This is a genomic window from Psychroserpens sp. NJDZ02 (assembly GCF_004843725.1).
Lineage (GTDB): Bacteria > Bacteroidota > Bacteroidia > Flavobacteriales > Flavobacteriaceae > Olleya.
The window spans coordinates 3,691,544-3,710,908 of the sequence record NZ_CP039451.1 but is presented as its reverse complement, the minus strand read 5'-3'; the positions used below and the strand labels follow the sequence as shown (position 1 = coordinate 3,710,908).

18 protein-coding genes are annotated in these 19,365 nt (G+C 33.6%); 1 reads left to right on the top strand and 17 read right to left on the bottom strand.

Features of this window, described 5'->3' with window-relative positions; translation table 11 throughout:
* Positions 1 to 29: 29 nt before the first annotated feature.
* The 16 genes from E9099_RS16435 to nfsB all read right to left on the bottom strand — a co-directional run bounded on the left by E9099_RS16435 (position 30) and on the right by nfsB (position 18,376).
* Complete coding sequence (locus E9099_RS16435; RefSeq protein WP_136584602.1) at positions 30 to 1,625, bottom strand: bifunctional aspartate transaminase/aspartate 4-decarboxylase; 1,596 nt, start codon at positions 1,623 to 1,625, stop codon at positions 30 to 32.
* Positions 1,626 to 1,643: 18 nt separating this feature from the next.
* Positions 1,644 to 3,341, bottom strand: coding sequence for an aspartate-alanine antiporter (gene aspT / locus E9099_RS16430; protein WP_136584601.1), 1,698 nt, complete (start codon positions 3,339 to 3,341; stop codon positions 1,644 to 1,646).
* 36 nt (positions 3,342 to 3,377) lie between these two features.
* Positions 3,378 to 4,634, bottom strand: a complete 1,257-nt coding sequence (locus tag E9099_RS16425) for a DcaP family trimeric outer membrane transporter (protein ID WP_136584600.1) — start codon at positions 4,632 to 4,634, stop codon at positions 3,378 to 3,380.
* 289 nt (positions 4,635 to 4,923) lie between these two features.
* On the bottom strand, positions 4,924 to 6,414 hold the full coding sequence (locus E9099_RS16420) for an aldehyde dehydrogenase family protein (RefSeq protein WP_136584599.1): 1,491 nt from the start codon (positions 6,412 to 6,414) through the stop codon (positions 4,924 to 4,926).
* Between the two features lie 26 nt (positions 6,415 to 6,440).
* Positions 6,441 to 7,382: an NADP-dependent oxidoreductase gene (locus E9099_RS16415; protein WP_136584598.1), complete on the bottom strand. Its 942-nt coding sequence runs from the start codon at positions 7,380 to 7,382 to the stop codon at positions 6,441 to 6,443.
* A 188-nt stretch (positions 7,383 to 7,570) separates the two neighbouring features.
* Positions 7,571 to 9,409 (bottom strand): antibiotic biosynthesis monooxygenase, encoded by a 1,839-nt coding sequence (locus E9099_RS16410; protein WP_136584597.1) that lies wholly within the window; start codon positions 9,407 to 9,409, stop codon positions 7,571 to 7,573.
* Entirely contained in the window at positions 9,406 to 10,032 is a 627-nt protein-coding gene (locus tag E9099_RS16405) for a putative quinol monooxygenase (RefSeq protein WP_136584596.1), read from the bottom strand. Before E9099_RS16405 ends, E9099_RS16410 begins: the two co-directional genes overlap by 4 nt.
* 24 nt (positions 10,033 to 10,056) lie before the next feature.
* Entirely contained in the window at positions 10,057 to 10,995 is a 939-nt protein-coding gene (locus E9099_RS16400) for an alpha/beta fold hydrolase (protein ID WP_136584595.1), read from the bottom strand.
* 13 nt (positions 10,996 to 11,008) lie between these two features.
* Complete coding sequence (locus E9099_RS16395) at positions 11,009 to 11,950, bottom strand: NADP-dependent oxidoreductase (RefSeq protein ID WP_136584594.1); 942 nt, start codon at positions 11,948 to 11,950, stop codon at positions 11,009 to 11,011.
* 96 nt (positions 11,951 to 12,046) lie between these two features.
* Positions 12,047 to 12,988 (bottom strand): NADP-dependent oxidoreductase, encoded by a 942-nt coding sequence (locus tag E9099_RS16390; RefSeq protein ID WP_136584593.1) that lies wholly within the window; start codon positions 12,986 to 12,988, stop codon positions 12,047 to 12,049.
* A 39-nt stretch (positions 12,989 to 13,027) separates the two neighbouring features.
* Positions 13,028 to 13,546: an ester cyclase gene (locus E9099_RS16385; RefSeq protein ID WP_136584592.1), complete on the bottom strand. Its 519-nt coding sequence runs from the start codon at positions 13,544 to 13,546 to the stop codon at positions 13,028 to 13,030.
* Between the two features lie 36 nt (positions 13,547 to 13,582).
* Positions 13,583 to 15,262, bottom strand: a complete 1,680-nt coding sequence (locus E9099_RS16380; RefSeq protein ID WP_136584591.1) for a carboxymuconolactone decarboxylase family protein — start codon at positions 15,260 to 15,262, stop codon at positions 13,583 to 13,585.
* Between the two features lie 7 nt (positions 15,263 to 15,269).
* Positions 15,270 to 16,124 (bottom strand): acetolactate decarboxylase, encoded by an 855-nt coding sequence (budA, locus tag E9099_RS16375; protein ID WP_083477218.1) that lies wholly within the window; start codon positions 16,122 to 16,124, stop codon positions 15,270 to 15,272.
* A 27-nt stretch (positions 16,125 to 16,151) separates the two neighbouring features.
* On the bottom strand, positions 16,152 to 17,054 hold the full coding sequence (locus E9099_RS16370) for a hypothetical protein (RefSeq protein ID WP_136584590.1): 903 nt from the start codon (positions 17,052 to 17,054) through the stop codon (positions 16,152 to 16,154).
* Between the two features lie 12 nt (positions 17,055 to 17,066).
* Entirely contained in the window at positions 17,067 to 17,690 is a 624-nt protein-coding gene (locus E9099_RS16365) for a putative quinol monooxygenase (protein ID WP_136584589.1), read from the bottom strand.
* Between the two features lie 32 nt (positions 17,691 to 17,722).
* Positions 17,723 to 18,376, bottom strand: coding sequence for an oxygen-insensitive NAD(P)H nitroreductase (nfsB, locus tag E9099_RS16360; RefSeq protein WP_136584588.1), 654 nt, complete (start codon positions 18,374 to 18,376; stop codon positions 17,723 to 17,725).
* Between the two features lie 251 nt (positions 18,377 to 18,627).
* Between nfsB and E9099_RS16355 the strand changes: the two genes are divergently transcribed.
* Positions 18,628 to 19,017 carry a winged helix-turn-helix transcriptional regulator gene (locus E9099_RS16355; protein ID WP_055437190.1) on the top strand — a complete coding sequence of 130 codons (390 nt, stop codon included), beginning with the start codon at positions 18,628 to 18,630 and terminating at the stop codon, positions 19,015 to 19,017.
* Between the two features lie 49 nt (positions 19,018 to 19,066).
* Here E9099_RS16355 and E9099_RS19300 read toward each other — a convergent pair whose 3' ends face one another.
* Positions 19,067 to 19,228, bottom strand: coding sequence for a hypothetical protein (locus E9099_RS19300; protein WP_168800769.1), 162 nt, complete (start codon positions 19,226 to 19,228; stop codon positions 19,067 to 19,069).
* Positions 19,229 to 19,365 lie beyond the last annotated feature (137 nt).

The window sequence follows — 19,365 nt, the reverse complement described above, 5'->3', positions numbered from 1 at the left end:
ACTTTAAAAGGATATTTTCTTAATCCTATTTAAATTTTTTGAAATTCATTATAATATTCATCTAGAATATCATTTATGAGGATGCTTATTTTTTCAAAATCTTCAGAATAAGAATTTGCTAGTGAAAATCTAATAGTCCAATCGGGACCGTCAAAACCACCACCTGGCATAGCTACAATAGATTCTTCTTCAGCCAAGCGAATTACTGGATCTAGAGCGTTATAATTCTCGCCAACCCATTTACTAAATGCTTCATTGTATTTATCTCTAGCTAAATTCAGGAAATCTACCAAGGTGTAATAATATGCTGCATTCTTATTATCTTCAGATATTAATGGTTTACCAGGTAAGTCTTTATAAAGTTTATCATATCTATTTCTAACCAATTTTTTTACATCTTTTTTATACTTGTTTTCAGTATCAATTAAAGTTGCTAAAGAGAATAGAGACATTTGAATTTGTTGTGGTGTAGATAAACCAGCAGTATGGTTTAAAGCTACACTACGACTATCGGCAACAAAACGATCTATCATTTTTATACCATCTGGATTTAATGAAATAGTTCCATAACGCTCTCGCAATTCTACTTTATCTTCCTCAGGAAGTTTGGCTAACATTTTATCAAAATTATTATTTTCATTCAATGCTATTACACCAAGTCTCCAACCTGTAGCTCCAAAATATTTTGAATAAGAATACACTAGAATGGTACTCTCAGGAGCTTTAATTGCTAGTGATGTAAAGTTTTCTGTAAACGATCCATAAACATCATCAGTCAATAAAATCAAGTCTTCTCTATCTTTTGCTATTTTGGCAATTTTATCTAACGTAGTCTCACTTAATTTTACTGAGGGCGGATTACTTGGATTCACTAAAAAGAATGCTTTTACTTTGGTATCCTTTAGTTTATCGATTTCAGAATCTGGAATTTGCCAGTTATCGTTTTCGTCTGAATTAATCAAGACCATTTTTAAATCGTAATCTTTTAACGCTGGCATTTCAAAATAAGGCGTAAAAATAGGCGTCCCAATAGCAATGGTATCTCCTGCTTTTAAAAACTTGTTTGCTTTTAAAGAATTGAATATGTAAACCATAGCAGCTGTACCACCTTCTGTAGCAAATACATCATATTTTGATTCTGGAGGCGTTGCTCCTGCGCTCATTTCTTTCATTAAATAAGCATGAGCAATAGTTTCAGAATGCTTTAACATGCGCCCTGGTTCTGGATAATTATTTCCAATAATACCATTAACCCATTCAAACATTAAATCGTCTGAATCTATACCATAATTAGCCACAGCAAATTGAAATAAGTCATTTAAATAACGTAATCCAATAACATTTTTATTTAAAGCTAAATATGCTTGAAATCTTTTTGTAATACCATCTTTATCTGTGATTCCACCAAAACCATCTAGTTCCTGAAATTGTCTTTTGCTTTCTTCTAAACCAAATAAACCAAGTTGAAAAAAGGCATCTCTAGGCTTTGTTGCAATCCAGTTTGGATTACCTCTACCCGCATTAATCATGGAATGCTGATGATTTGATTTTGCTAGTTTTATTAGTGTATCTTTTACTTCAAACGGACTTAACGTATTAAGTTCTACTTCTTCTTGTTTTTTCATTATAATGTGTTTTATAATTTAAGGCATCAATGCAATAATTATTGGTCCCCAAAGTGTTAAAAATATATTTGCAACCGCGTATGTCATTGTAAATGTTGGCGTTGGTGTTGCGTTTTGTGTTTTATCTAATAGAGATGAGAATGCTGGATTGGCACTTTTACTACCTGTAAGAACTCCTAGAGCTTCTACAGGATTTTTTATTTTTAAAATATAGAAGTTGATAACAAACTGAACAATCATAGGAATCATTGTTACTAAAATCCCTAAAAGGAATAAGGTAATACCGCTTTTTAGAATAGCTTGAAAAGCAGGTGCACCAGCATTTAAACCAACGATACCTACAAAAACAGCAAGTCCAAAAGTTTGAATAAAACTAGCAGCACCAACGTTTATACCTCCCATTTTCGGGTGTTTTGTTCTCAAAAAACCAATGATTAATCCAGAAACTAAACATCCTAATCCTGAGCCTAACGCAACGTTTGTTCCATTGATATCAAAATTAATTTCGCCTATTAAATAACCAACGACCATCCCTAAACCAAAGACTATAAAATCTGTACTATTGATTGACGTTGGCTTGTATCCTATTTCTTTTTCTATTCTATCTAAGTCTTTGGTCTTACCTACCAATGTAATTTCGTCACCAGCATGAATTTCGGTATTATCTAAAACCGCTAATTCATGAGACATTCTAACAATGCTATTTATATAAACACCGTGTGTTTTAGTTAAACCTAATTGCTTACGAATTTCAGCTAATGTCTTGCCTTTTAGTTTTTTGTTTGAAATGATAACGTGTCTTTGCTCTTCTGTAAAATCAATATTTCCTCCAAATTCTGAAATCTCTTCACCTAAAGTATTACTAGCATTAGAAAAGGCAGTTATTAATCCTGTTACAAATAAAATATCGCCTTCTTTAATTTGAAAATCTACAGTAGGCTCTATGTTTTTACCATCGCTAATAACAAGTTCTACGGTTAAATTAGAATCAAAATCAGCTTCAAAATCTTGAACTGTTTTACTCAAATACTTTGATGTTTTTGAAGTTTTGAATACTCTAGTATCTACCCTTTTGATCGGATCAAATTCGCCTTCAACCATTTCTTTACTACCACCAAGTTTTGCTGCTAGTTTCTTAGCCTCTGCTCTAATATCCCATTTCATTACTATAGGAATAAAAGAGACCATTAAAATTGGACCAATAGAACCAAAGATGTAAGTAATAGAATAACCAACAGCTACGTTTGTTTTCATAATTTTAGCTGCTTCTGTGGCTAATCCTAATTTATCTATCGCTTCTCCTGCTGTACCAATTATTGCAGATTGCGTTAATCCTCCGGCAGCCAATCCGGCTGCCATACCTTTGTCAAGCCCCATCCACATTGAAAGACCGACTACAGCTAATAATCCTAAAACGGTCATTGAAAATGCGGCTACTAAAAACTTTAAGGAGGATAATTTTAATGAAGCAAAAAATTGCGGACCACCTAAATAACCTACCATAAAAATAAACAAAGCAAAGAAGAGGCTTTTAACTTCTCCACTAATTTCAAACCCACCAACTTGACCAATAACAACAGCCATAATTAATGTACCTGCTACACCACCAAGGGTGAATTTTCCAATTTTAAACTTCCCTACAAAATACCCAATAGCAATTGCTAAAAACAAGGTGAGATAAGGGAAATTTCTGAGTGTATCGTAAATAATTTCCATAATTTATTTTAATTTTAGTTCTGATTTGTAGTTAGATTATAGGTGGTAGATTGCCATGAATTGTGCCCGGTATCCTACGCCGTTATCACCTAATTTATTTTGATTTTTTCCATAAATAAGTTCTATTCCATAATCCAATCTATCTACAGGAGACCACATATAATTTACTGCGCCATACGTAGAAAAATCATACATATTATCTTCTGTATAATCAGAATTATCAATACTCGTAAAGCTAAAAACAGCACTAGAAGTTGCTGTTTTACTCCATGCATGCTTGTAGGCTACAAAACCGCCCATAACAGGTATTGGTGACATATCGCCTATATTATCTGGTGCGGCATCTAAACCTTGACCTCTTAAATCGTTTATGTAATGTGCAATGCCAACTCCATACGTGTAGCTAAACCGAATGTCATCATTAATTTCTTTTCTATTAAAAAATTTAACGATACCAGAAACCGCTGCACCTCCACTAGTTATGCTTTTAATAGCATCTGAGCTGGTATTTGTATATGACATGTTTTTAAGAATCCCTGTTAGTCTAAGGTTTCCCCAGTTACCGTTCTTTTGTATATATCCTATTAAATCTGGAACATATAAAAAAGCCATACTGTCATCTATATTAGCATCAAAAGGGGTATAATCTTCGCTATGCGTTTCTAAAGCTACAGCATAAGAATATTTGTTATTGATGGACTGCGTATATCTAATCATTGGATTTCTAGGTCCTGTAATACTATTAGGTCCTTCGAAATCTACTTGTACAGGAAAAGCTGACGTGTTTTTCATGGTACTCCACGTTTGACCAATTAAAAACCCTTTATATTCTCCGTAAGCATGGCGTAAATGTGGTACAAAGCTGGTAGCCGCTTCTGTGTTGAAAAAATCCATTTCCACATAAATGTGTACTTTATCGGTACTAGACACCTCATACTCACCATCTACAGCAAGTCGTGTTTGTCTAGCATCTAAAAAACTACGAGGTTTTTCTTCACGCAAGGTTGGATAAATGGGAATTTTACTGGGATAAAACTCGCTAGTATTTTGAATATTCCCTAAATCGACTCCGCCAATCAGTTTAATATAACCAATGAAATCGAGAGATATTTTCTTCGATTTCCGATTCTCATTATAACGACTCCTTTTTTCTCGAACCGGAAGCGGATCCTGATTGTCTTTTGTATTATTTTGTTGTTTTACTGATAGTGTATCTATGCTATCTTGTGCAAAGGCATAAGCACCTAGCATTGTAAAGCAAAAAGCTACTACTATTTTAAAGTTGGTTGTCATTTTTTTTGGTTTTCGTCTTAGAAAATCTTAACGATTTTAAATTATACTATTATCATCTGTACTACTCTTAAGCCATATTAATGACTGTCTTTAATTACTAAACTAGGTCATCTATTTAAAAGCTTATATTGGCGAAACTACTCCTCAATAAAAGCCCTACAAATGACCTAGATCAGTTTAGTTAAAAAAGAATTTATACTAAATGATTAATAGTGTTTAAGCTCGCTTATTTGATGTAGATATTCAAGAATAGAGCTATCTAATGTTACAAATAAAACTTTACCTGTTTCTATTGAAAATCTGATGCTTTAAACGGATATTTTCTTGGTGTTTTCTGAATGGTAATCCAATGTGCTACGGTAAACGATTTAACTCCCCATTGTCCATTAAAACGACCTAAACCTGAGTTTTTAACACCTCCAAATGGTGCATAAGCACTATCATTTACCGGTTGGTCATTAATATGCGTCATACCAGCTTCAATACCTTGTGCAAATGCCATTCCTTTAGCTTCGTCTTGTGTAAATACAGAACTAGACAAACCAAAATCTGTAGCATTAGCTAAACGCAATGCGTCTTCCATATCTTTAGCACGTGTAATAGATACTGCAGGTCCAAAAATCTCGTTTTTGAATAACGGACAGTTTTCATCTGTATCTACAAAAACGTGTGGCGGCATATGTAAGCCATCTGCTTCACCACCTAAAGCCATTTTATAACCTTGTGCTTTAGCTTGGTCTATTAAGTTTTTAACGGTGTCAAATTGTGCTTGATCTATGATTGGTCCTACAAACGTGTCAGGATCATTCATATCTAAACGTTTTAAGGTTTTTACTTTTGCAATAAACTTCTCTGTGAATTCGTCATAGACTTTATCTTCTACGATAATTCTGTTTATAGCCATACAAATCTGACCTTGGTTCATAAATTTACCCCAAGCAGCAGCTTCTACAGCTTGATCAATATCTGCATCTTCAAGTACTACAAACGGGCTGTTACCACCCAATTCTAATTCGATATTTTTAATAATATCGGCACTCAACGCATTTTGCCCTACTTGACGACCAACCGGAGTTGAACCTGTAAAAGAAATTAATTTTGAGATTGGATGCTTTGTAATTGCTGTCCCAATAGTACTACCACCACCAGGTAATACACTTAATAACCCTTTTGGGAAACCTGCTTCTTCTAAAAATGAAGCAAAAATTAATCCTCCAGTCACTATAGATGTCGATGCTGGTTTTAAAACCACTGCATTACCTACTGCTAAGGCAGGACCTAAAGTACGCGCAGTTAATTGTCCAGGGAAATTCCAAGGAGAAATTAGACCAATGACTCCTAATGGTTTTCTTACTGCAATAGATTCTTTACCCTCTATATCTCTTGGTAAAATTTTACCTTCTACTAATAATGGTAAATGCACAGCGCTTTCAAAAACACTAGCTACTAACTCAGCTTCAAAATAGCCTTTCGCTAAAGTTGCTCCTACTTCTTTTCGTGCCCATTCTGCAAACTCTTGTTTACGATTTCTAACAACCGTAGCTAGTTTCTGCATCATTCTGCTCTTTTCTGGAGGTAATACTGCAGCCCATTTTTTTTGCGCAATTGCAGCCGTTTCAAAAGCTTCATTTACATCATCTTCTGTTGCACTACTTAAAGAAAATAATTCCTCTTGATTCCAAGGGTTAATATCTTTTATTACTGGTCCTTTTCCGTCTTTCCATTCGCCACCAACAAATATTTTTTTGGTGTAATTAGGTAATTCTTCTTGTGTTTTCATTTTCGGTATGTTTTATATGTTCTTAATTAAAGAGTAACAATCACTTTGCCAACCGTTCTTCCTTTTTCTACTTCTCTATGTGCGTCTGCCATGTCTTCAAAAGCAAAGGTTTTATAGATGTTTGGTTTAATAGCTCCGCTTTCTAACATTCCTTTTAAAGTGTTCATGTCTTTAGCGCTTGAATGCACTAAAATATTAGAAACCGTTTTGTTTCCTTTCTCTGCTATAGCTTTAGCTTCTTCGGGCATATCCATACCAAAAGTGGTAATTACTGTTCCTCCATCTTTTAAAACCTTAGTGGAGTTCACTAATACCTGACCACCTTGAGTATCTAAAACAAAGTCTATATCAGACAACAACTCTTCAAATTTTTGGGTATGATAATCAATAGCTTCATCTGCACCAATAGATAGTACAAAATCTTTGTTTTTTGCTGAAGCAGTAGTAATTACATACGCACCAAAGCTTTTTGCTATTTGTATTGCAAAATGACCAACACCACCAGAACCTGCCTGTATTAAAACTCTGTCACCTTTTTTAATTTTTCCTTCTAATATTTGTAAAGCCGTTAAAGCAGCCAAAGTAGTTGCTGCAGCTTCTTCAAAAGAAACGTTACTTGGCATGAGTGCTAAATGAGCTTCTGGTGCTGCAACAAATTCTGCGTATGCTTTACCTGCTCCTGGAAAGTTTACCATTCCAAAAACAGCATCACCTACTTTAAAATCGGAAACGGCTGTACCAGCCTCAGTTACTGTGCCTGCAATATCCCAACCTAAAATAACAGGACGGTTTTTACCGTACATTGAATCCAACATGGGTTCCTGATACTTTGGTTTTACATCTGCAGGATTAAGTGAAATTGCTTCTACGCCAACAAGCACTTCATTATCCTTAATAGTTGGTTTTGCTACTTCTGCTAAGTGAAGGTTCTCGGGTCCTCCAGCTTTTTCTAATACAATAGCTTTCATATAGTGAATGTTTTAAATTGATTTATTGTTAATTAAATACAAGGCAAAACTAGAAGGATTAGAAAGGAGGGGAATGGTAAAAATGGTCCCATCTAGTGTACTTTTATGCCTTAATAGATTTCAATTGAATACTTTATGATTTCGTTAAGAAAAACCGCTCTGATTAAAAGTTTTAGGATTTCTCTTTTCTATTTTTCTATCTGATTCACAAAAAATTCTTGCTGCGAAGATGCTATAATAGCCTCTTTCATTAATTTATCTGTAACCTGTGTATACGATTGTTTTCTGTGGGTAACACCAGCTTCATCATTTTTCCAACGTTGTTGCAATGCAAAAGAATTTTCTTTTCCTTTAATGCTGTAAAAATCAAAACGGATGTTGCCTTCTTCTTGTCTGGTAAGTTCTGTGTGCTTTATTAATTGTTTCACAAACTCTTCTTTATAGCCTTCTTTAATTTCAAAAATGAAAAACAATAACACTTCATTATTGTCCACTTTAATTTGACTAAAATTATTAGTTGGTAATGGTTTTTCGTTATTTAAAAACAAGGTTTTAGGCGCTTCTATCAAAGCCGATTTTACGCGATCTGCAATTCCTCTTTTGTCTACTGCTTCCGTATGAGATTCTAAAGTCTTTTCTCCTTCATTTATTCCGAAGACCAAAAAATTTTCTGGATTGTTTTTATCTTGAAACAACTTCATTTCTAAAGTTCCAGCCTCTTTACGCACCACATCTTGATTGGCTAGCATTTCCTTTTTAAACAAATCAATCTTATCCGATTTTATTTTAAAAGTTGATAAAATGGTAATTTCTGGGTCTTTCTTTTTATCATAAACTACAGACATTCCTGTTCCTTTATTTAAAATTAATCGCATTTTAGTATCTGTAACATCAATCTGAATACAGTCTGAACCTAAATCCATCGTTCCTAGTGTACTTGTTCTACAGAAATATTCGCCTTGCCAATCCCAAGTTCCTTTTAATTCTTGTCCGCCAAAGTTTCCTTTAATTATTCCGTCACTTGTAGCAATAGACGCTCCACCTTCATCACCATAATAATTGTCGGCTCCTTTTTCTATATAATCTTCTTTAGTAGTAATTCTATCCCAAGAAACGGGCTGGTAGGCAATCAATTTATTATCGAAAATATAAGGTGCATAAATGATTTTACCATCTGTATTAATGTCTGCAATTCCTTTGGAAGACGCATCAATTAAATAGCTTTTATCACCATCAAACGTGAATAATTGTCCTGTTGGGTTACTGCTGGCAAGTAAAACACCGTTAAAAGATGTAACACCATCAAACACTCCTTTTTTATTTGAAGAAGTAATTAACGTTACCTTTTTAGAGGTGATATCAATGTTATATAATGAACCAAAATCTTCAGGTTTCCATTCTTTTCGCATTAATCCTTCTCCATTTTCTAATCCGTAATTAGCAACAACCAACGTGTTGTTTTCTACAAAAACACCATTCGGAAACGGAATTTTATCCGACTGTAACCACACCACTAATTTGTCATTCTCAATAGTGTAAATTTTACCTCCAGGCACATCAGAAATAAAAACTTGTCCTGTTTTTTGGTTTATGGTTAAGTCATTTAAAGAACCTGCTTCGTTGTCTGTGTAACTTTTTATGATACTTCCGTTATCTAGATTTATAAGATGCACTTGCTTTTGGTCGGCAACATACAAGGTGTTTTTATAAATATCAGAACCTGTAGGAGCAGTTAATCCGGTAGTCCAATTAAGGTTGTCAATTACTCCATCTTTAGAAACTCGACTTATAAAACCAGGTGCTGCACCATTGGTGTTAGAAACATACAACCATTTATGATTTGGTGAGGCATACACAGATTCCGGCATTTTAAACCCGTCTAATTCCCATTTTATAGCTACAGAAAAATCGTTAGCAATTAGCTCCTCACTTTCTTTATCTGTTGAAACTTTTGGCACTTCTTTGTCCTTACATCCTGCTAATACAATGACTAGCAGTACTACTATTGTGTAAATTGAATTTTTCATATCTCGTTTACTTGATGTAAATATTCTGGAATAGGACGTTCTAATGTTTCTGATAACACTTTACCTGTTTCCATAGAAAGTGCGTCTGTTGTAGAAAACTTCTGAGCAAATTCTTGCGTCTTCCATTCTTCAATAACCACTAACTGATTTGGATTTTCTAAAACCGTATATGCATTGAAAGAAACACAATCATCTTGTGCTCGCACATTCGGAATTTGCTTCTCGTATTGTGCGATCAGTTTTTTGTTTTCATCAGCTTTAATATCAAACAAAGCAATAACACGTAGTTCTGCTGAATTTGCAGTACTGCTAAACTCTTCAACTCCTTTTTCTGCGGAAACTTCACCAATCAAAACATAAGCTTTAGGTGGATTTACAAGTGCTTCATTTGCTAATTCTGCTAGTTTTAGTTCGTAGGGTTGAGAACGATGAAATGCCACAGCCTCTTCTCCTGTAAACAATTCATATCCAAAAAACATATTAGGGTTTTGCTTATCTTCAAACAAGCGAATTCCCAAACATCCTGGTTCTTCAACACTTCCCTTTTTTACAGTCATTAAAGCCTCTTTAAATTGAGAACGGAATGCTGGTTTTACTTCAAACTGACCTATAACTTTTATCATCTTATCTCGTTTTTTTATTGCTATTTATATAGAATTCTTATGCTCTTTTAATATTCGTCTAAGCGCAAACACAAAACTCTCAGGGCTTTCCTCTTGCGTAAAATGATCTGCATTAGGCAATAATTGAACATTTGCATTTGGATAATAAGAACGCCATTTAGCAATAGATTCTGGATTTCCTAGAGTTCTATTTTTCTCACCAAAAATCAATTCCACTGGCTTGTCTGCTAAAAGGTGTAATTTTTCTTCTATTTCTAGAAACCAAGATTCTGAAAGTGTAATATGCTGTGGAAAAATCAATGTTCCTTTTCTAGATTCTGGTGTTGGAAATGCCATTTCATAAGCATTAATAATCGCTTGATTATTGCCAGATTTTTTATTCATACTTTTTAAAAGCAATGTTCTTACAAAATAATTTTCCTCATAAATAAGTCTCTTTCCTTCTTCCGTTTTAAAGAAATTAGAAAATTTTTCTGATTCAGGATTCGCTTTCCACGCCCAAGTATTAGAAATAACGGTTCCTAGAATCCTATTTGGATGGTTTGTAGCAAGATGCAATGCAGTTGGTCCGCCCCAATCTTGCACAACCAAAATAAACTTTTCAAGTTTTAAATGATCAAGCACCAAAGATTTTACCCATTTTGCGTGCTCCTGTGGCGTATAATCAAAATCTTTAGGCGTATCTGAAAATCCAAAACCTGGTAAATCATAAGCTATTAATCTTGCTTCACCAGATAACTCTTTTATAATATTTCTATATATAAATGACCATTCTGGATTTCCGTGTGCTAATACAATAGGTATGCCTTTTCCTTCATCTATGTAGTGCATCGAAACACCGTCTTTGTCATACCAATTACTTTTAAAAGGATACTCTTCTTTATCTACTAGAAAAGGTCTTTTCTTCTGGTTTGATGCATCTTTGTTAAAAATTAAAGCATTTGTAGAATTATTATTTTCCATAACCAAATTGCTCTTAAATAGTAACAATTACTTTACCAACTGTTCTTCCTTTTTCAACTTCTCTATGTGCGTCTGCCATATCTTCAAAAGCAAAGGTTTTATAGATATTTGGTTTAATAGCACCACTTTCTAACATTCCTTTTAAAGTGTTCATATCTTTAGCGCTAGAATGCACTAAAATATTAGAAACCGTTTTGTTTTCTTTCTCTGCTATAGCTTTAGCTTCCTCGGGCATATCCATACCAAAAGTGGTAATTACTGTTCCTCCATCTTTTAAAACCTTAGTGGAGTTCACTAATACTTGACCACCTTGAGTATCTAATACAAAGGCGATATCAGATAAGATTTCTTCAAATTTTTGTGTGTGATAATCTATAGCTTCATCTGCACCAATAGACAGTATGAAATCTTTGTTTTTAGCTGATGCAGTTGCAATAACATACGCACCAAAACTCTTTGCTATTTGAATTGCAAAATGACCAACTCCACCAGAACCAGCTTGAATTAAAACTTTATCTCCTTTATTAATTTTTCCTTCTAAAATTTGTAATGCCGTTAAAGCAGCCAAAGTGGTCGCAGCAGCTTCTTCAAAAGAAACGTTGCTTGGCATAAGTGCTAAATGAGCTTCTGGAGCTGCAACAAATTCCGCGTATGCTTTACCTGCTCCTGGAAAGTTTACCATCCCAAAAACAGTATCACCTACTTTAAAATCGGTAACGGCTGTACCAGCCTCAGTTACTGTTCCTGCAATATCCCATCCTAAAATAACTGGACGATTTTTACCGTACATTGAATCCAACATTGTGTCAGCATACTTTGGTTTTACATCTGCAGGGTTTAATGAAATTGCTTTAACAGCAACTAACACTTCGTTTTCTTTTATGCTTGGCTTTTCTACTTCTGCTAAATGAAGGTTTTCTGGTCCTCCTGCTTTTTCTAATACTATTGCTTTCATATTGTGTGTGTTTTAAAATATAATTAATTGAATATTTCGGTTATAAATTATATGTCGCACCGAAATTAGTATTGCTATACTACTGACTGTTATTAGTTAAATGGTGACAACCACTTTTCCTGTCAATCCTCCTTTTTCAACAACAGTGTGTGCTTCTCTCATTTTTTCAAAAGGAAATAGCTTATGTATATGCGGTTTTAGGGTTCCTGCTTCCAACATAGATGCAATTGTATTAATGTCTTCACTATTAGAATTAACAACAATACCGTGTAGTTCCACATTACGTTTTTTTGCCTTTTGCTCTAATTCTTCAGGTATTTCTTGTAATAAAGTAGATACTAAAATACCCTCAGGCTTTAATAAAGACATTGATTTTTCTAGAATTTCTCCTCCAAAAATGTCCAAAACGAAATCTAGATTAGAAACTTCCTCTTCAAAGTTTTGAGTTTTGTAATCTATAAGCTCATCTGCTCCTAAAGATTTTATAAATTCTTTATTATCACCTGAAGCTGTAGTAATAACATAAGCATTCATTGCTTTGGCTATTTGAACAGCAAAATGACCAACTCCGCCAGAACCACCTTGTATTAAAACTTTATCTTCTTCTTTTATTCTTCCTTTTAAAGTCTGAAGTGCTGTTAATGCTGCAAGAGTTGCTGCTGCTGCATCTACAAATGAAATAGCTTCTGGAATTTTAGCAAAACCTGATGCTGGTGTGGATACATATTCTGCATAAGCACCGCCTTTACCAGGGAAATTTGCCATACCAAAAACCCTATCTCCTTCTTTAAATTGACTCACATTTTTACCAACTTTAGTAATTGTCCCAGAAATATCCCAACAAAGAATTAACGGTCTTTCTGTTCCGTAAATCATATTTAGCATTTCATCAGAATACTTTGGTTTAACATCTGCAGGGTTTAATGAAATTGCAGCTGTTTTTATCAAAATTTCATCATCATTAATTTGAGGTATGTCTATTTCACTTAAATGTAAATTTTCTACACCTCCTGCTTTTGTTAATACTATAGCTTTCATATGGTGTATTTTTTAAAAAATTATATTTGATGAATTTGATTAAAATAAAGGATTATCGTTCGCAGATTTATCTCCTTTATTGAAGGTGTTAAACGCATCCCAATGTTCAGAAATTTTACCGTCTGTAATTCTAAAAACATCCATTGTAGAGGTTCTATCACCTTCTTTATTTGTAATTACTTGTACAAAAACTAGGTCTTTTTCTGCAACAATAAGATTGAAGTTGAGTTTAAATTTAGGAGCATCTTTTAACCAAATAGGTAACATTTCTTTAAGCGCTTCTCTACCATCTGCAACATTAGGGTTGTGCTGAATGTAAACTGGACCAACATATTTATCCATGTTTTGATAATTCTGGTTTCCGAAGAGGTCTTGATAAAAATCTGTTACTACTTTTTTGTTTGCCTCTAAAGTCGCTTGCTCCTGATTTTGAACTTCTATTTTAGATTCCAAATTTGTAATGTTTTCATTTAATTTTTTTAATTCCGCAGAATTGTCTGTACAAGATGCAAATAAGATAGCACCAATTAATACTACTGTTAGTTGTACTTTTTTCATAATTTTAATTTTAGTTATTTGTTAATTTTAATGACACTATAAATCTATAAATGTCTTATAATTTAGTAATGGTAAAAATGCTCCCTTGGACTGTACTTTTGTGCCCTTCTTGATGTTTTGTGATTTTATTAAGAAAGAGGCTCCATACTTTTTATCGTAGACTACAGTCGCCCCTTTACCTTGTTTTAAGGTCAATCGCATCTGTGTAGCATTTACTTCGATTACAATTTCGTCATAACCCAAATCCAAATCGCCAATTTTACTTGTACGAGTAAAGAAAGCATCTTTCCAATCCCAAGTTCCTGTTAGTATTTTTCCGCCAAAGACTCCAAATATTTGTCCGTCGTGAGTAGCTACTGATGTACCCTCTTTATCACCATAAAAATTATCGGCAGCTAATTTTAAATACTCCTCTTTTGTTTTAATTCGATGCCAGTTATCATCAATAGTCTCGCTAGAAACCAAATTATTTGGAACTGAAAAAGCTTCAATTTTATTACTAAAGAGAATTGGAGCGTATAGTGTATTGCCTAGAATACTTATATCTGCTAAACCTTTTGGAAAAGTTCCAATTAACTTTTTGGCATTATCGTTAATAAAAAACAAATCGCTAACCGTACCACCTGTAACTAAAAATCCATCTTTAACTACTGCTAAACCATCTAAAGCACCTAATTGATAGCCACTTTTAATCATCGTAGCTGTTTTGTCTTTTAGGTTGACTTTATATAAACTACCATACTTATCTGGAGTTAACTCTAATGATAATTCTGCACCAAAATCAGCTATAATTAAATTATCATCTTGGATGAAAATTCCGTTTGGATGCTTAATTTCTGGTGTTTGAAACCAAACTATTAGTTTGTTATTTTCTAAAGTGAAAATTTTTCCGCCTGCAATATCAGAGATAAAAACCTGTCCAGTTTTAGAAACTACAACATCATTTAATGAAACCACATCTGTTGATGTAAAGCTATTTATCAGCTTACCTTTTTTTACATCAATTATATGAAGTTCCTTACCATCACCTACATACAATTTGTCTTGGTATAAAACTAAACCAGCAGGGTTATTTAAACCTGTAACCCATTTATAATTATCTACTTTACCAGCTTTTGTAATTCGGCTTATATATCCTTTTTCATTCTGATTTACGTTAGAAACATACAACCAATCTTCAGTTGGAGAAGCTACTATAGATTCTGGCATAGCAAAACCCTCTAATTCCCAGTTTTTAATTAATTGATCCGTAGAATTTATTTTAGAAGAGGTAGCATAATTAGTTTCATCTAAAACTTCTTTCAAAGCAAAAACCCCATTGTTAGCAGCTGGAAAACCAGTATAGAGACTCAACAAAATCATCGTTTCAGAAATCTCATCTGGAGTTACACCAAGGTTTAGTGCAGCTTTCATATGCGACTTTAATTGCGATTTTGCATTGGCTTGTGTAGTAAGACTAGCAATTATTAATAATTCTTTTGTCTTAAAATCTAAACCTGGTCTGTTGTAAATTTCACCAAAACCATAGCGAATAATATAATCTGCCATATCTGGAGACACGCTTTTAAAAGCGGCTTCCAAACCTTTTGAAGCGCCATCGCCATTTACCTCGTTTACAATTTTTACACCTGTTTTATAGTTGTCTTCTTTTGTGTTTTGCGCAATAGTTGTAAAAGAAAAAAACAATGCTAAAACTAATATTATGTGCTTTTTCATAATATTATTATTTTCCGTTTTGTTTAGCTGTAGCCTTTGGTGCTGCACCTTGTTTTAAATCTTTATTCCTGAATTTTTCTGTTTCTGGAAGTTGTAAATTAACTTGGTTTACTTCTTGAATTTCAATAGACAGTTTATCAAATTTGATGTCTTCTAAATGTCCGCCAAGTTTAATGTCGTCTGATAAGAAGTGAAAATGCATTCCAGGAATTACGATGTTTCCTAAATAATCTGGTGTAAATAAGCCAACCAAAGTCCCCTTAATGTTGTCTCTAGTATACATTACACGTGTATCTAAATATTCAAATAAAGACACATCTTCATTCTCTACTTTATGGGCAGAAGCCATTTTTAAGTGCTTAAATTCACCTTTAATTCTATACGCGTAAAAGCTATTTTTAGAGGTTGAATATTTTTGAAGTTCTCTAGTTAAATCTTCATACGACTCAATATTTTCAACAGTTACGGTTTGTTTCGGCTGAAAATTTATCATCGTCATATTTGGTGATTCTAAATCTTCCGGTGCTTCTGCTATTCCGCCTTCGGCATCAATCGTGTAGACCACTCCGTCTACAGCAACCAATTCGCCAGCCAAATGATTTACGGTTCCAATACCAATGTTACCCTGTTGTACCATTTGTTGCGGCGTAATATTACCTTCGTAGATACTATTTAATAAGGCAACCGTTGGTGCATATTGGTGAATGGTATTTTCGGTATGAGGCGCCAAACCGTGTTCGTCCGTAACTTGAGAATGTGAATGTCCGTGTCCTTCTTCCGAAGTTGACGTTGCTTCTTTTTTAGTCTCATTTCCGCAGCTTGCTAAAAGCGCCAACGAAAATAGTAGTATTAGTTTTTTCATAATAGTAGTTTTTTTTGTTTAACTGAATTAGTTTTCAGTAAACAACATATTTGCACTTCCTAATAAGTAGTTTCTCCATCCAAAATTAGGATAGGCTTTATCCATTTTCTGAATAAATTCTTCGCTATTTTTAGAAGCTGAAAGAATAGCTTTCATCTCTTTAAGATAGTTGATTTTAATGGTCACATCTCCCGAAGTTTCGGGTGCACTGTGTGAAGAAAAATAGGTGGTATACCCTTTTTCTTGAAAAGCAGAAAGCTCGTTAATTACGGTATCTATAAATTCTGAATTAAAAATCATAGTATGGTTATCGTGCCCAACCATATGCAAGTGAACAGCCTTTATTTCTGGCATTTCTACATCAAAACCAAAACCAGTTGGCGTAATAATAAAAGGAATTCCTGAAATTTCTTGTGCTCCTGCTTCTAGCAAATCGGTTGGTACTATTGTAGTTTCGTCTAGATCTTCACCTGAAACTTCTGCTAATTTTGAGAGCGATTCATTACCCGAATTCGTCATATAATCTAAAGATTTTTGATCAGAATATATATGGTTAAATTTTAGTTTATCCGTATCAAAAAAGTGCTTTCCTATTAAATGATAAGAAACCATCACATCAATATTTGTGTAACATAAACCAACAATATAATTTACAAGCTCCTTGTAATTATCTTTCATTGGTGGTGTTTCAATCAATACTCCTTTTCCGTTTTTTTCAATAAAAAAAGCGTGTGTATTAAAAAAACCTTTGGTTTCGTAAACATGAACTTTAGTTTCACCATAATCAAAAATTTGCATCGTACCCTTATCTAATTGTACTGCTTTTGTGTTTTCATTAAAAGTTCTCATACTTGGTTCTTGAGCAGAAATTTCCTGAATACTAACTGCAACGATAATTCCGTAAACTAGTGCTGTAATTATATTTTTCATTTTAAAAAATTTTTAAATTTCAGTTACAAAATTCATATACTGCTTTAAATCACCAATAACAGCTTCTTCCATAAGTTTACCCGTTTTTTCTGCGTATGGTTGGTGAAAGTGAATGTCCCAAACATCAGATTCTTTTCTCCAATGCTCATAAACAGCCAATGTATCGTCTTGGTCGTCTACTGTGTATAAATCAAAAAGAATGTTTCCTTTTTCCTCTTTTCTAGTATGTGTAATGTGATCTTCAAACTGATTTAAAAGTTGTGCTCTAAATGCTGTTTTCAACTTAAAAATGAAGAAAATGATAAATACTTCATCTTCTGCGTTTGCAGATTTAGAATGGTCTGGTAACGGATTGGTATCCCCTAATAAATAAAAATCTGGAGCACCTGCTAATGCAGTTTGTCCAACTTTCATTAACTTCTTTGTGTGCGGCTCGTTATCGTGAGATGTTATTGCTGCTTTGTCTGCCCAACGTTCGTAAACAAAAAATACATTGGCATCTGTATTCGATACAAATACTTTAATTTCTTTATTACCAGCTTCTTTTTGTGTTGCTGCTTGTGCTTCTTTTAAGGTTGCTGCAAAACTAGTTGCGTGTTCTGGTTTTGCTGTGAATTTTACTATTGTGCTTTTCATAATTATGTGTTTTTATAGTGTTCTTGTTTATTTTATAATTTGGTAATTATGGTTTCTTCTGAAAATCTCGATTTTGGAAGCTTCGCATTAAAATCGGTATCTTTTCTATATCCTAAAGACACAACAGCTAATGCTGTATACCCTTTTTCACGTAAGCCGAATTCTTCATCTAAAGCTTTAACATCTACACCTTCCATTGGGCAAGCGTCTATACCTAAAGCAGCAACTCCTAATAAAAGAGACCCCATATTTAAATAGACTTGTTTTTCCATCCAATGTGGTAAATCTTTAAGGTCGTATTTATGAATATCTGCAAACAACATACGTCCACCGTGCATTTGGTCTTTAAATTCTTGTGCAGCAAAACGACCGTCTTTATCTTCTTGCTCTAAAATGCTAGCCATATAAACATCATCTGCATTTGTGCGAGCAGCAATAACAATTACGTGAGAGGCATCTAAAACCTTAGGCGTATTAAAATGAAAAAATCCTTGTGTGCCTTTTGCAATACGAGCTTTCCCTTCTGGAGTATCTGCAATTAAAAAATGCCAAGGTTGTAAATTTATACTTGATGGACTTAAACGTAATACATCTTTTACTTGTTTAAAATCTGCATCTGAGATCTTTTTAGTAGCATCAAACTGTTTTACAGAGTAACGGTCTTTTAAAATATCTGTTAAATTCATGTCTTTATATTTAGTCGATTAATTATACTATCATTTTTATAGTGACAAAAGTATATATAGTATTGTTATCTTGCAATAACGGTTTAAAAGTATAGTATAGCAATAAATATATAACAACCTGTTTGTCAATACTATAAACATAATAAATAAACTATAAAAAGTATAGTTGCATATTAAATTAAAGCTGCTTACCTTTGCTTTGTAATAACAAATTAACATTGAAATACATTTTAGTTTATATATAAGAAGTAATGGATAGAAAAGAACTATTTGAAAAGAAACCAAAAATTAAGATCAACGATAAAATATCCTTTTGCCCAACAAGCGCAGCTATGCAACTTATTGGCGGAAAATGGAAGAGTGTTATACTTACACATTTAACTAGTAATAAGAAGCGGTATAACGAGTTACGTAAAGAAATACCGGGTATTACAGAACGCACCCTAAGTTTGCAATTGAAACAACTAGAAGCTGATGGTATTGTAAGCAGAAAAGTTTATACTAAAAAACCACCTTTAAAAGTAGAATACACGCTAACTGAGTTTGGACAAACTCTTACTCCTATTTTAAATCTAATTACGGAATGGGGCTTATTTGCTGCAGAAACTAAAGGCGAGTTTTTGTTTGAAGAGGTTAAATAAATAAGGCTACTCTATTAGGTAGTCTTATTATTTTTTTAAACTAAAGCGTTTAGAATAAACGATCCGTTAGTACTAATAATTTTTCAATTTTAGCTCCATCATAAGCATCTTGATATGCTTGCAAAAAACACCCTTTTGGATCTCCTTTATCGTTATCAAAATACTTCCCGGAATCGTTTTTATAAGCCTCAGTTTTTCTGCTGGAGACCAATAACCAGTTCTGCGAAGTGTTCTGATAAATCTAAGTGTTGCTATGCGAATGTCTCTGACTTCGTACCCACAACAATGAGCAAACAATAATATACAAACAAAAAGCACAGCGAGAGTTGTGCTTTATTTATTATTAAT

Coding starts and splice junctions, on each gene's coding strand:
- E9099_RS16410 (WP_136584597.1), bottom strand. CDS start 9,409: ATGAAAAATTCAATTTACACAATAGTAGTACTGCTAGTCATTGTATTA.
- E9099_RS16415 (WP_136584598.1), bottom strand. CDS start 7,382: ATGAAAGCTATTGTATTAGAAAAAGCTGGAGGACCCGAGAACCTTCAC.
- E9099_RS16355 (WP_055437190.1), top strand. CDS start 18,628: ATGGATAGAAAAGAACTATTTGAAAAGAAACCAAAAATTAAGATCAAC.
- E9099_RS16395 (WP_136584594.1), bottom strand. CDS start 11,950: ATGAAAGCAATAGTATTAGAAAAAGCAGGAGGACCAGAAAACCTTCAT.
- E9099_RS16380 (WP_136584591.1), bottom strand. CDS start 15,262: ATGAAAAAGCACATAATATTAGTTTTAGCATTGTTTTTTTCTTTTACA.
- budA (WP_083477218.1), bottom strand. CDS start 16,124: ATGAAAAAACTAATACTACTATTTTCGTTGGCGCTTTTAGCAAGCTGC.
- E9099_RS16385 (WP_136584592.1), bottom strand. CDS start 13,546: ATGAAAAAAGTACAACTAACAGTAGTATTAATTGGTGCTATCTTATTT.
- E9099_RS16420 (WP_136584599.1), bottom strand. CDS start 6,414: ATGAAAACACAAGAAGAATTACCTAATTACACCAAAAAAATATTTGTT.
- E9099_RS16400 (WP_136584595.1), bottom strand. CDS start 10,995: ATGGAAAATAATAATTCTACAAATGCTTTAATTTTTAACAAAGATGCA.
- nfsB (WP_136584588.1), bottom strand. CDS start 18,376: ATGAATTTAACAGATATTTTAAAAGACCGTTACTCTGTAAAACAGTTT.
- E9099_RS16370 (WP_136584590.1), bottom strand. CDS start 17,054: ATGAAAAATATAATTACAGCACTAGTTTACGGAATTATCGTTGCAGTT.
- E9099_RS16390 (WP_136584593.1), bottom strand. CDS start 12,988: ATGAAAGCTATAGTATTAACAAAAGCAGGAGGTGTAGAAAATTTACAT.
- aspT (WP_136584601.1), bottom strand. CDS start 3,341: ATGGAAATTATTTACGATACACTCAGAAATTTCCCTTATCTCACCTTG.
- E9099_RS16435 (WP_136584602.1), bottom strand. CDS start 1,625: ATGAAAAAACAAGAAGAAGTAGAACTTAATACGTTAAGTCCGTTTGAA.
- E9099_RS16425 (WP_136584600.1), bottom strand. CDS start 4,634: ATGACAACCAACTTTAAAATAGTAGTAGCTTTTTGCTTTACAATGCTA.
- E9099_RS16365 (WP_136584589.1), bottom strand. CDS start 17,690: ATGAAAAGCACAATAGTAAAATTCACAGCAAAACCAGAACACGCAACT.
- E9099_RS16405 (WP_136584596.1), bottom strand. CDS start 10,032: ATGATAAAAGTTATAGGTCAGTTTGAAGTAAAACCAGCATTCCGTTCT.